The 12,522-nt window shown below is 62.6% G+C and carries 13 protein-coding genes; 10 read left to right on the forward strand and 3 right to left on the reverse strand.

What is annotated here, in order from left to right; all coding sequences use genetic code 11:
* Positions 1-78 precede the first annotated feature (78 nt).
* The 4 genes from pyrG to ftsB all read left to right on the forward strand — a co-directional run bounded on the left by pyrG (position 79) and on the right by ftsB (position 4,585).
* Complete coding sequence (gene pyrG, locus PQQ96_RS15870; protein ID WP_408293383.1) at positions 79-1,740, forward strand: CTP synthase; 1,662 nt, start codon at positions 79-81, stop codon at positions 1,738-1,740.
* A complete protein-coding gene (gene kdsA / locus PQQ96_RS15875) occupies positions 1,737-2,591 on the forward strand; it encodes a 3-deoxy-8-phosphooctulonate synthase (RefSeq protein ID WP_211610122.1) in 855 nt (284 codons plus the stop codon). The genes pyrG and kdsA overlap by 4 nt, the downstream gene beginning before the upstream one ends.
* Before the next feature lie 171 nt (positions 2,592-2,762).
* On the forward strand, positions 2,763-4,046 hold the full coding sequence (gene eno, locus PQQ96_RS15880) for a phosphopyruvate hydratase (protein ID WP_054038196.1): 1,284 nt from the start codon (positions 2,763-2,765) through the stop codon (positions 4,044-4,046).
* 107 nt (positions 4,047-4,153) lie between these two features.
* The gene (gene ftsB / locus PQQ96_RS15885; RefSeq protein ID WP_408293386.1) at positions 4,154-4,585 is read left to right on the forward strand and encodes a cell division protein FtsB; all 432 of its coding nucleotides are present in this window, start codon (positions 4,154-4,156) and stop codon (positions 4,583-4,585) included.
* Between the two features lie 30 nt (positions 4,586-4,615).
* Here the strand turns inward: ftsB and PQQ96_RS15890 are convergent, their stop codons facing one another.
* From PQQ96_RS15890 to PQQ96_RS15900, 3 genes are all read right to left on the reverse strand, one after another.
* A complete protein-coding gene (locus PQQ96_RS15890; protein ID WP_408293389.1) occupies positions 4,616-4,996 on the reverse strand; it encodes a hypothetical protein in 381 nt (126 codons plus the stop codon).
* Positions 4,997-5,162: 166 nt separating this feature from the next.
* Positions 5,163-6,113: an Hsp33 family molecular chaperone HslO gene (gene hslO, locus PQQ96_RS15895; RefSeq protein ID WP_408293391.1), complete on the reverse strand. Its 951-nt coding sequence runs from the start codon at positions 6,111-6,113 to the stop codon at positions 5,163-5,165.
* Positions 6,114-6,176: 63 nt separating this feature from the next.
* Positions 6,177-6,701: a gamma carbonic anhydrase family protein gene (locus PQQ96_RS15900; RefSeq protein ID WP_408293394.1), complete on the reverse strand. Its 525-nt coding sequence runs from the start codon at positions 6,699-6,701 to the stop codon at positions 6,177-6,179.
* A gap of 322 nt (positions 6,702-7,023) precedes the next feature.
* On the opposite strand from PQQ96_RS15900, the gene PQQ96_RS15905 reads away from it, so the two are divergent.
* The 6 genes from PQQ96_RS15905 to PQQ96_RS15930 all read left to right on the forward strand — a co-directional run bounded on the left by PQQ96_RS15905 (position 7,024) and on the right by PQQ96_RS15930 (position 12,509).
* Entirely contained in the window at positions 7,024-7,944 is a 921-nt protein-coding gene (locus tag PQQ96_RS15905; protein WP_408293397.1) for a ferritin-like domain-containing protein, read from the forward strand.
* 85 nt (positions 7,945-8,029) lie between these two features.
* Entirely contained in the window at positions 8,030-8,914 is an 885-nt protein-coding gene (locus PQQ96_RS15910; RefSeq protein ID WP_408293400.1) for an alpha/beta fold hydrolase, read from the forward strand.
* A gap of 102 nt (positions 8,915-9,016) precedes the next feature.
* A complete protein-coding gene (locus PQQ96_RS15915; RefSeq protein ID WP_408293403.1) occupies positions 9,017-9,847 on the forward strand; it encodes a 3',5'-nucleoside bisphosphate phosphatase in 831 nt (276 codons plus the stop codon).
* A 107-nt stretch (positions 9,848-9,954) separates the two neighbouring features.
* Positions 9,955-10,590 (forward strand): L-threonylcarbamoyladenylate synthase, encoded by a 636-nt coding sequence (locus PQQ96_RS15920; RefSeq protein WP_408293405.1) that lies wholly within the window; start codon positions 9,955-9,957, stop codon positions 10,588-10,590.
* 47 nt (positions 10,591-10,637) lie between these two features.
* Positions 10,638-11,300 (forward strand): site-2 protease family protein, encoded by a 663-nt coding sequence (locus tag PQQ96_RS15925; protein ID WP_408293407.1) that lies wholly within the window; start codon positions 10,638-10,640, stop codon positions 11,298-11,300.
* Between the two features lie 6 nt (positions 11,301-11,306).
* On the forward strand, positions 11,307-12,509 hold the full coding sequence (locus PQQ96_RS15930) for a tryptophan--tRNA ligase (protein ID WP_074282950.1): 1,203 nt from the start codon (positions 11,307-11,309) through the stop codon (positions 12,507-12,509).
* Positions 12,510-12,522 lie beyond the last annotated feature (13 nt).

The raw sequence follows: 12,522 nt of genomic DNA on the forward strand, positions 1-12,522 counted from the left end.
GTACAGATGTCGCTCGGATTTTGCTGGGTTGAGACCCTGCTTTACGGTATAATCCGTTTTTCCCGCGAGCATCCAGCGATGACCAAATATGTTTTCGTCACCGGCGGCGTAGTATCTTCCCTCGGCAAGGGTATTGCCGCCGCTTCCCTCGCCGCGATCCTCGAATCGCGCGGTCTTAAAGTCACCCTCCTCAAGCTCGATCCCTACATCAACGTCGACCCCGGCACGATGAGTCCGTTTCAACACGGCGAAGTGTTCGTGACGGAAGATGGGGCGGAGACTGACCTCGACCTTGGCCACTATGAGCGCTTCATCAGCACGAAGATGCGCAAGGCCAATAACTTCACCACGGGCCAGATTTACGAATCGGTGATCCGCAAGGAACGCCGCGGCGATTATCTCGGCAAGACGGTGCAGGTCATTCCGCACATCACCAACGAAATCCAGGCGTTCATCGAACGCGGCGCGGCTTCCGCGACGTGCGGTGAGCCGGATGTCGCCATCGTCGAAGTGGGCGGCACCGTGGGTGACATCGAATCGCTGCCGTTCCTCGAGGCTGCGCGTCAGATGAGCCTGCGCATGGGCCGCAACAGCGCGTGCTTCGTGCACCTCACGCTGGTGCCCTGGGTCGCCACCGCAGGCGAGCTGAAAACCAAGCCTACCCAGCACAGCGTGCAGAAACTGCGTGAAATCGGTATCTCGCCGCACGTGCTGCTGTGCCGCGCCGACCGCCGCATTCCGGACGACGAGCGCGCGAAGATCTCGATGTTCTCGAACGTGCCCGAAGACGCGGTGATTTCCGTGTGGGACGCCGACAGCATCTACAAGATTCCGCAGATGCTGCACGACCAGGGTCTGGACGCGATCATCTGCGAAGAGCTCAAGCTCGCGCCGAAGCCGGCCGATCTGTCGATGTGGTCGAGTCTGGTTGAGAAGCTCGAGCATCCGAAGCACGAAGTCACGATTGGCATGGTCGGCAAGTATGTCGATCTGACCGAGTCGTACAAGTCGCTGATCGAAGCGCTGCGCCATGCGTCGATGCATACGTCGACGAAGGTCAACATCGAGTACATCGATTCGGAAGAGATCGAGACGCAAGGCGTCGAGAGCCTCAAGCATCTGGATGCCGTGCTCGTGCCGGGTGGCTTCGGCCGTCGCGGCACCGAAGGCAAGATTGCCGCGATCCGCTATGCACGCGAAGCGAAGGTGCCGTATCTCGGCATCTGCCTCGGCATGCAACTGGCCGTGATCGAATTCGCCCGCGACGTGGTCGGCCTGAAGAACGCGAACAGCACCGAGTTCGATCAGGAAACCGAAAGCCGCGTGGTCGCGCTGATCACCGAGTGGTACGACCGTGAAGGAAAGGTCGAGAAGCGCACCGAAGAATCGGATCTGGGTGGCACGATGCGCCTCGGTTCGCAGCGTTGCCCGATCAAGCCCGGCACGATGGCCGAGGAGATCTATGGCAAGGATGTGAACGAACGCCATCGTCACCGTTATGAGGTCAATAACCGTTTCGTGCCCCAGCTCGAAGCCGGTGGCCTTATCATCAGCGCCCGTACCCCGAGTGAAGATCTGCCGGAAATGATGGAATTGCCGCGCAGCATGCACCCGTGGTTCGTCGGCGTGCAGTTCCACCCGGAATTCACGTCCACGCCGCGTGACGGCCATCCGCTATTCAAGTCGTTCGTCGAAGCGGCGCTTGCGCATCAACTGGCGGGCGTCGAGGAGAAAGCATGAAACTGGGCGATTTCGAGATCGGGCTCGACAAGCCGTTTTTCCTGATCGCGGGCACCTGTGTCGTCGAATCGGAGCAGATGACGATCGACACAGCGGGCCGGCTGAAGGAAATCTGCGCGAAGCTGAACATTCCGTTCATCTACAAATCGTCGTACGACAAGGCCAACCGCAGCAGCGGCAAGTCGTTTCGCGGTCTGGGCATGGACGAAGGTTTGCGCATCCTGTCGGAAGTGAAGCGGCAGCTCGGCTTGCCGGTGCTGACCGATGTGCACGCCGAGCACGAAATCGAGCAGGTCGCGTCGGTGGTCGACGTCCTGCAAACGCCCGCTTTCCTGTGCCGTCAAACGGACTTCATCCACGCTTGCGCGCGTTCGGGCAAACCGGTCAACATCAAGAAAGGCCAGTTTCTCGCACCGCACGACATGAAGAACGTGATCGACAAGGCGCGTGATGCGGCGCGTGAAGCGGGTCTCTCGGAAGACCGTTTCATGGCGTGCGAACGCGGCGTGTCGTTCGGCTATAACAACCTCGTATCGGACATGCGTTCGCTTGCGATCATGCGCGAAACCAACGCGCCGATCGTGTTCGACGCCACTCACTCGGTGCAGTTGCCGGGTGGGCAGGGCACGAGCTCGGGCGGTCAGCGCGAATTCGTGCCGGTGCTGGCGCGTGCGGCAGTTGCCGTCGGCGTATCGGGTCTCTTCATGGAAACCCATCCGAATCCTGCGGAAGCCAAGTCGGACGGGCCGAACGCGGTGCCGTTGCATCGCATGGCCGATCTGCTCGAAACGCTTGTTACGCTCGATCAGGCCGTCAAGCGCGCGCCGTTCCTCGAAAGCGATTTCAACTGATTCAGGTGTTCGCGGCGTGTCACGATTGGCCAGCATAATCGGCTCAGTCGGCATGCGGCGAATGCACGCGATGGTCGTCGAAAGCATCAGGGCGCGTAGTGTGCTGGGGAGACCAGCAGTGCCCGGTGCAGTTTCACAGTAGAGAATTCAACGTCATTTCTTGAGGAAACCATGAGTGCTATCGTAGATATCATCGGTCGAGAGATTCTCGATTCGCGAGGCAACCCCACCGTCGAATGCGACGTGCTGCTCGAGTCGGGCACGATGGGCCGCGCTGCGGTGCCGTCGGGTGCATCGACGGGCTCGCGCGAAGCGATCGAACTGCGCGACGGCGAAGCTGGCCGTTACGGCGGCAAGGGCGTGCTGAAGGCCGTCGAGCACATCAACACCGAAATCTCCGAAGCGATCATGGGCCTCGACGCTTCCGAGCAGGCCTTCCTCGACAAGACCCTGCTGGAACTCGACGGCACCGACAACAAGTCGCGCCTCGGCGCGAACGCCATGCTGGCCGTTTCGATGGCTGTCGCGAAGGCCGCTGCTGAAGAAGCCGGCCTGCCGCTGTACCGCTACTTCGGCGGCTCGGGCGCAATGCAACTGCCGGTGCCGATGATGAACATCGTCAACGGTGGCGCGCACGCCAACAACAGCCTGGACATCCAGGAATTCATGATCGTGCCGGTGAGCCAGCCGACCTTCCGCGAAGCACTGCGCTGCGGCGCCGAAGTGTTCCACGCGCTGAAGAAGATCCTGAGCGACCGCGGCATGAGCACGGCCGTAGGCGACGAAGGCGGCTTCGCGCCGAACTTCGGCAGCAACGACGAATGTCTGTCGACCATCCTGCAAGCCATCGAAAAGGCAGGCTACCGCGCCGGTGAAGACGTGCTGCTGGCACTCGACTGCGCAGCGAGCGAGTTCTACCACGACGGCAAGTACCAGTTGGCTGGCGAAGGCCTGCAACTGTCGTCAACGGAATTCGCCGACTACCTGGCGAACCTGGCCGACAAGTTCCCGATCGTCTCGATCGAAGACGGCATGCACGAAAGCGACTGGGCCGGCTGGAAGATCCTGACCGACAAGCTCGGCAAGAAGGTGCAACTGGTGGGCGACGACCTGTTCGTCACCAACACGCGCATCCTGAAGGAAGGCATCGAGAAGGGCATCGCCAACTCGATCCTGATCAAGATCAACCAGATCGGTACGCTGACGGAAACCTTCGCGGCGATCGAAATGGCGAAGCGCGCTGGCTACACGGCTGTGATCTCGCACCGCTCGGGCGAAACCGAAGATTCGACGATTGCGGATATCGCGGTCGGCCTGAATGCCGGTCAGATCAAGACGGGTTCGCTGTCGCGTTCGGACCGCATCTCGAAGTACAACCAGTTGCTGCGCATCGAAGAAGACCTCGGTGATATCGCCAGCTATCCGGGCAAGTCGGCGTTCTACAATCTGCGCTAATGGCTTGTTTGCTAGCGCCGACCGATGAGCCGGTTATCCTTCGTTTCTGATTGACCCCGCCGCCCTGCGTATAGCGCAGGGCGGCGTGTATTTATTGTGCTTACTTCATGCGGCTTGTCACTGCTGTCCTGATCGTTCTACTGGCGCTGATCCAGTACCCGCTCTGGTGGGGGCATGGCGGCTGGTTGCGCGTGCACGAGTTGCAGCAGCAACTGGCGCAGCAACTGCAGAAGAACACTGATTCGAAGCTGCGCAACGAGCGTATTGAGGGTGAAGTCCAGGATTTGCAGAGCGGCACGGCCGCGGTGGAAGAGCGGGCGCGTTACGAAATGGGCATGGTGAAGGACGGCGAAGTGTTCGTGCAGTTTGTCTCGCCGAACGCGCCCTTGCCGAATACGAACACGCCTTCGGTGACCACGTCTACGCGCGGTGAGGTGTCGGCGGCGCCGCTTCATGTGGTGCCGAATCCGGAGTCGCGCGCGAAGCCGGATCGCAAGCATGCCGCCAAGGCGGCGAAAGACAAGAAGGCCACGCACTGAGCCTATTCAGGCTGGCCAGTTCGCTTTGACTTACCAGCCCCAGTACGGCGAGTAGCCTACGCCGACACCCGTACCCCAGCCGTGCCCCCAACCGCCGCCGTAATAGCTGCCGTACACGCTGACAGGCGGCGAGTAATAACGTGAGTACGCCTGAGCGGCGTTCTCGGCGGCAATGGCCTGATTCTGATCCGACAACACCTGACGGTCGATTGCATCGTAGCGCTCGCGTTCTTCTGGCGTGAGCGGACGGGCGGTGCTGGTCATGCCCGACTGGTCGGCCGGCAGGCGGCTATAAATCGGCGACGGGCCCGGTGGGTCCATCACGCAGCCCGTCAGCGCAGCGCTGCCGGCGACGACTGTCAGCATGGTGACCGTGCGCATGCCATGTTTCAATGAAGTAGGGAAATTCATTTTGATCTCCATCGGTCGGATGCCTAAGCAAAACATGTGCAGCGCACCCGCCAACGATCCAACGCAATGATCGACGATAACGCGCCGCACGCACCCTGAAAAGGCAGCAGGCGGCGCGTCATTGACTGCCGTACACCGGTGTAAAAACCACCACCTGCGCTGCTCTTCAGTGCCGCTGGTCGGCAGCCGGTGTCACGCCTTCTGAGAGCGCATTGGCGACAAAAAGTTGCGCCACGTCGACCGGATCGAATTCGTACCGTTGATTACAGAATTCGCAATGAATCTCGACGTGACCGCGCTCTTCGATCACGCCGTCTACTTCCTCGCGGCCCAGCATCTTCAGCATCGCGCCGACTTTTTCGCGCGAACAGCTGCATTCGAAGCGCGTCATGGCCGGTTCGAAATGCTGCACGTTCTCCTGCCAGAACAGGCGGCGGAAAATCGTTGCCGGTTCTTCTTTCAGCAGTTCGTCTTGCGACATCGTGCCGCCGAGCGTGCAGACGCGCTCCCATGTGTCCGCGTCCAGATCGCCCGGATGAGGGACGATGCCACCGTCGCCCGGCAGCTTTTGCAGCAGCATGCCGACGGCGCGTTCGGTGTTTGCCGCGAGCCACAGGCGTGTGTCGAGCTGCTCCGAGTGATGCATGTAGTGCTCGAGCACTTCGGACATCGACTTGAGCGGGCCGTCCACACCCGACAGCGGCACGATACTTTGATACGGTTGCTGGCCGGGCTGCTTGTCGCGCGGGTCGAGCGTGATCACGCAACGGCCATGGCCGCTCGCGTTGACCAGGTCGATCATGGTTGTGTCGTCGCCGATCGTATTGCCAGCCTCGCCGGAGAGCTTGGCGGTGGCGCGCATCGACAGATCGGAGCTGCACTGCACCACCAGCATCTTGGCCGGTCCGTCCCCGAAAATCTGCATGACGAGCGTGCCGTCGAACTTGAGGTTCGCCGAAAGCAGCGCGCACGCGGCCATCATCTCGCCCAGAATCGTCCGCACGGGCGCCGGATAGTCCCGGCGCGTCAGCACTTCCTGCCACGTATTGCGCAGCGAAACGATCTCGCCGCGCACCGGCGCCGCGCTGAACATGAATTTTTGCAACTGGTCGCTCACAACTTTTCCTCGGTCGAATGACGCAGCCTGATGCTGCGCCGTGCGCGCCGCGCGCCCGGCTGATTAGCCGATACGCACGAGCTGCGCCTTGAAATATTCGCGGCGCTCAGCATAGCTTGCCGTGCCGCGCTGCATATTGGCGATATCCGTCTCGGTCAGTTCGCGCACCACTTTGGCGGGCGCGCCGAGAATCAGCGAATTGTCGGGAAACACTTTGCCTTCGGTGACGATGGCGCCCGCTCCGACCAGACAGTTGCGGCCGATTACCGCACCATTCAAGACCACGGCCTGAATTCCGATCAGCGAGCCTTCCTTGATCGTGCAGCCGTGCAGCATGACCTGATGGCCGATCGTCACATTCGGCTCGATCGTCAGCGGGAAGCCTGGGTCGGTGTGCAACACCGCGTTTTCCTGGACGTTGCTGCCCGCGCCGAGCGTGATCGGCTCGTTGTCGCCGCGAAGCGTCGCGCCGAACCAGACGCTCGAATTTTCCTCGAGCGTCACATTGCCGATAATGTTCGCCGAATCCGCGACGAACACGCTTTCGTGGATGGTCGGGGCTGCTGCGCCAAGCTTGTAAATTGTCACGGTGTCTCCTCTTGATCGGTCGCTACGCGCTGCGCGGGCTGGCTAGGGGCTGCGGTGGCACTGCAAAATGGGGTGCCAAATAGGGCCGCCAAACAGGGTTACGAAGCGGGCTGCAAAACGCCCGAAACCGCCCCGACGGCCGCTTTGTCCCGCCGGCCCCGCGCACCAGGCACGCGAGATGGTCGAATCGAGTATTGTAAACGGTTGTGTGGTTGGGCCGCTTGGCGACGCCGCAAGCCGTCCTGCGCAAGTCGTAGCGAGCGCCGCGCCTCCCGTTTTGCCTGTTGCCGTTCCTGCCGTTCCCTTTGCCAACCTGGTTGCCATGATTTCCGCTCGTCCGTCTGTCCCGCCAGCTCCGCCGCAATCGAATCCGGATAGTGATTCGAATCGCGCGAATTGCGCGCGTCTCTCAGCGCTGGCCGCATTGCGCGAAATCGACCCGGCCACCAAGGCAGCCGCAGCCCGCGCGTTATACGCCGCGGTGCTCGACGGCAGTCTCGCCTGTCCCGCCGACCTCGAACTTGCCGAGCCGGCAGACCTGCCGGGCCGTCCCGCACGCCCCGAACTGGTCGATCCGCGCAAACTGAAGCGCCGCAGCATGCAATCGCCCGAAGGGCGGGCCGTCTTGCTGCACGCGCTGGCGCACATCGAATTCAACGCCATCAATCTCGCGCTCGACGCCGTCTGGCGTTTCGCCGGCATGCCCGCCGCCTTCTACACCGACTGGCTCAAAGTCGCCGCTGAAGAGGCGCATCACTTCTCGCTGCTGGTCGCGCGGCTCGCGGAATTCGGCTATGCCTACGGCGATTTTCCCGCGCACGACGGCCTCTGGGATATGTGCGAGCGCACCCGTGGCGACGTGCTGGCGCGCATGGCGCTGGTGCCGCGCACCCTCGAAGCGCGCGGCCTTGACGCCTCGCCGCCGATTCGCGCCCGCCTGCAGCAGGCGGGTGACCACGCGTCCGCCGTGATTCTCGACGTGATCCTGCGCGACGAAATCGGCCATGTGCTGATCGGCAACCGCTGGTTCCGCCATCTGTGCGACGCGGGCGGCCTCGATCCGCACGCCACCTACACGCGCCTCGCCGATCAGTATCACGCACCGAAATTACGCGGTCCGTTCAATTTCGAAGCGCGCCGCGACGCCGGTTTCGACGACGCCGAACTGGCCGCGCTGGTCGCCCTGGCTGGTCTCGACGCTGAGCAGCCGGGCCCTGCGGCCCCTGCGGCCATCAGCGACTGAAACCTTCTTCCATAGCCCGACCGCACGCATCGCCCGGCTATCTCGTTATAATCGAACGACCATTCTTTTTTCGGGCGCGCTGTTCATGAATACCTCCAAGTCTGAATTCATTTCCGTGCGCGGCATCCGTCTGCACGCGCGGCGCTGGGGCAATCCGGATGCGCCGATGCTGTTCATGCTGCACGGCTGGATGGATGTGGCAGCGTCGTTCCAGTTCGTCGTCGACGCATTGGGCGGCGACTGGCAGGTGATTGCGCCCGATATGCGCGGCTTCGGCCTGTCGGACTGGCCGGTCGCCGAGCGCGGCGGCGGCAATTACTGGATCCAGGACTACGTTGCCGATCTCGACGCGCTGCTCGACCACTATGCACCGACCGGCGAAGTCAATCTGGTCGGCCATAGCATGGGCGCGAACATCGTCTGCCTGTATGCCGGCGTGCGGCCGGAGCGGGTGCGCCGCGTGGTCGATCTGGAAGGCTTTGGTCTCGCGCCGTCGCACTCGGCCCAAGCGCCCAAGCGTCTTCGCACCTGGCTCGACGAGTTGCGCGATCCGCCGCAGTTGAAGCGCTATGCGACGCTGGATGACGTCGCTGGTCGCCTGATCAAGACCAACCCGCGCCTCGCTCCGCAGCGCGCGCAGTTCCTCGCGCAGCATTGGTCCAAGCCGGATGGCGAAGGGCGTTTCATGCTGCTCGCCGATCCGGCGCACAAACTGCGCGGGCCGACCCTGTACCGCCTCGACGAGGTGATGGCCGTGTGGCGCAAGGTCACCGCCAAAGTGCTGCACGTCGAGGCCGCTAACTCGCCGACGCTCGCACAGATCGCCGGCGAAATTCCGCTCGACGAATTCAAGGCGCGTTTCGAGGCTTTCCCGAACTGGCGCGAGAAGATCATCGACGAAGCGGGGCACATGGTGCACCACGACCAGCCGGAGCAGGTGGCCGCGCTGATCGAGGGTTTTTGCGCCTGAACCTTGCAAGAAGGTTTCGATGCGAGGTCCAGTTCGCGAGATAGCTCGACGGTCACTTACTGCGTTGCAGTAAAATGAGGGCAGAACTTTCTCAAGACAAAGATGAACGCCGACCTCCACTGTCACTCCACCGTTTCCGACGGCCAGTTCGCGCCGGGAGATGTCGCGCGCCGCGCGCACGCGGGCGGTGTGACGCTCTGGGCATTGACCGATCACGATGAACTGGGCGGCCAGCACGAAGCGCGCAGCACCGCTGAGGCGCTCGGCATGGGCTACCTGAGCGGCGTGGAGATCTCGGTGACATGGGCTTCGCGCACTGTGCACATCGTCGGTCTCGGCGTTGATCCGACCAGTTCGATCCTGATCGATGGCCTCGCGCGCACCCGTAACGGCCGCGCCGCTCGTGCGGAAGCCATTGGCGAACAGTTGGCCACGCTCGGCATCCCCGACGCCTATCAAGGCGCGCTCAAGTACGTCTCGAACCCGGACATGATCTCGCGCACGCACTTCGCGCGCTTCATGGTCGAAAACGGCTACGCCAGCTCGACGCAAGACGTGTTCAACCGCTTCCTCGGCGACGGCAAACCTGGCTACGTGTCGCATCGCTGGGCGAAACTGGCGGACGCGGTTGGCTGGATTCAGGCGGCCGGCGGCGAGGCGATCATCGCGCACCCGGGTCGCTATGCGTACTCCCCGGTCGAATTCGACGCGTTTTTTTCCGAGTTCATCGACCTGGGCGGTAAGGCGATCGAAGTAGTGACGGGCAGCCACACGCCGGATCAGTACCGCGAATACGCCGATGTCGCACGCCGCTTCGGCTTCGAAGCGTCGCGCGGTTCCGACTTCCATGCACCTGGCGAAGGCCGTGTCGATCTCGGCACGCTGCCGCAGTTGCCTTCCGATCTCAAGCCCGTCTGGGAACGCTGGTTGTGATCGCGCGCCGTGCCACGTCGGCACGCGTTGCGCGAAGGCCCTCGTCCGAAGGGCGTGCTTTTGCCCGACTTTCCGTCCGTCGCCACCTGTAGCCACCGTTAGTCAACATGTCCCAATACTTTCGGCTTCATCCGGATAATCCACAGCCGCGCCTCGTCAAACAGGCGGTGCAAATCATCAATGATGGCGGCGTCGTCGCGTTGCCAACGGATTCGAGCTACGCGCTCGCCTGCCATCTCGACGACAAGGACGCGGTCGAGCGTCTGCGGCGGATTCGCGGGCTCGACGAGAAGGCCCTGCTGTCGTTGCTGGTGCGCGATCTGTCGGAGTTGTCGAACTTCGCGATGGTCGACAACCGGCAGTACCGCCTGATCAAGTCGGTCACGCCGGGCCCTTACGTGTTCGTATTGCAGGCCACCAAGGAAGTGCCGCGCCGCCTGTCGCACCCGTCGCGCAAGACGATCGGTCTGCGGGTGCCGGATCATGCGATCACGCTGGCGATTCTCGAAGAACTCGGCCAGCCGCTGCTCGGCTCCACGTTGATCATGCCGGGCGAAACCCAGCCGCTGAATGACCCGGAAGAGATCCGCGAGCAGCTCGAGAAACAGTTGGACCTGGTGATCGATAGCGGCCCGTGTGTGTGCGAGCCGTCGACGGTGATCGATCTGACCGGCGCTGCCCCTGTGCTGGTGCGGGCAGGGCGCGGTTCTCTCGCGCCCTTCGGTCTCGAAGAGACGGCATAAGCGAAAGCGGACAGACGCACGCCATCGCGTTGTTACAATAGCCAGTTATGGATTCTTCCCTGATACAGACCATTGCGGTTTACGCGTTGCCGGTGATTTTCGCCATCACGCTGCATGAAGCCGCGCATGGTTACGTCGCGCGCTGGCTCGGCGACAATACCGCGTACGTGCTTGGCCGCGTCTCCCTCAATCCGATGCGGCACATCGATCCGCTCGGCACGATCGCGATTCCCTTGCTGCTGTACTTCGCCACCAGCGGCGCGTTTATGTTCGGTTACGCGAAGCCGGTGCCGGTCGCCTTCGGCAATTTGCGCAACCCGCGTTGGGGCAGCCTGTGGGTCGCAGCCGCCGGGCCGGGCTGCAATTTCGTGCAGGCGCTGGTGTGGGGTCTGATCAGCGTTGCACTTGGCGTGGCGGGGGTCGACGAACCGTTCTTCACGCGCATGGCGGCAGCCGGCGTCGGTGTGAACCTCGTGCTCGGCGTCCTCAACCTGTTTCCGCTGCCCCCGCTCGACGGCGGCCGCGTGCTGATGGCGCTGTTGCCGCCGCGGCAATCGATCGCGCTGTCGCGCCTCGAACCGTACGGATTCTTCATCGTGATGGCGCTGGTCATGACGGGCACGCTCACGCGCTATTGGCTGAGCCCCCTCGTGACGCTCGGCTACGGTGCGATTACCGCAATTCTGACTCCACTTGTTTCGCTTTTCTAAATAACCATGTTCCCAGACCGTATCTTCTCCGGCATGCGGCCCACCGGGTCGCTGCACCTCGGCCACTATCACGGCGTGCTGAAAAACTGGGTGCGGTTGCAGTCCGAATACCCGTGTTTCTTCTGCGTGGTCGACTGGCACGCGCTGACGACGCACTACGAAACGCCCGAAGTGATCGAAAAGAACGTGTGGGACGTGCTGATCGACTGGCTCGCCTCAGGCATCGATCCGGCGCAGGCTACGCTGTTCATCCAGAGCAAGGTGCCCGAGCATGCGGAGCTGGCGTTGCTGCTCGGCATGAGTACGCCGCTGGGCTGGCTCGAACGCGTGCCGACCTACAAGGAGCAGCAGGAGAAGCTGAAGGACAAGGACCTGTCCACCTACGGTTTCCTCGGCTATCCGGTGCTGATGGCGGCGGACATTCTGCTGTACCGCGGCTCGCTCGTGCCGGTTGGCGAAGATCAGGTGCCGCACGTCGAAATGACGCGTGAAATCGCGCGCCGTTTCAACTATCTGTACGGCCGCGAACCGGGCTTCGAAGAGAAAGCCAATGAAGCCGCGAAGAAGTTGGGCGGAAAGCGCGCCAAGCTCTATCACGAACTGCGCAACGCCTATCAGCAGGAAGGCGACGACGAAGCACTCGAACAGGCGCGCGCGATGTTGCAGGAATCGCAGAGCCTGTCGATGAGCGATCGCGAGCGTCTGTTCGGTTACCTCGAAGGTTCGCGCAAGATCATTCTGGTCGAGCCGCAGGCCATGCTGACCGAAGCGTCGCGCATGCCGGGTCTGGACGGCCAGAAGATGTCGAAGTCGTACGGCAATACGATCGGCCTGCGCGAAGACGCGGAAACGATCACGAAGAAGGTCCGCACCATGCCGACCGATCCGGCCCGCGTGCGTCGCACCGATCCGGGCGACCCGGACAAGTGCCCGGTGTGGCAACTGCACCAGGTCTACACGGACGAAGCCACGCACGAGTGGGTGCAGAAGGGCTGCCGGACGGCGGGAATTGGCTGCCTTGAGTGCAAGCAACCGGTGATCGAAGGGATTCTGCGCGAACAGCAGCCGATGCTCGAGCGTGCGCAGAAGTACATGGACGATCCGTCGCTGTTGCGCGCGATCGTCGCCGACGGCTGCGACAAGGCCCGCAAGTACGCCACGGAAACGATGCGTGACGTGCGCGAGGCGATGGGCCTGTCGTACAACTGAGTGCGGCGCTGAA

Origin of the sequence: Paraburkholderia sediminicola (assembly GCF_046027825.1) — a bacterium.
GTDB lineage: Bacteria > Pseudomonadota > Gammaproteobacteria > Burkholderiales > Burkholderiaceae > Paraburkholderia > Paraburkholderia sediminicola_D.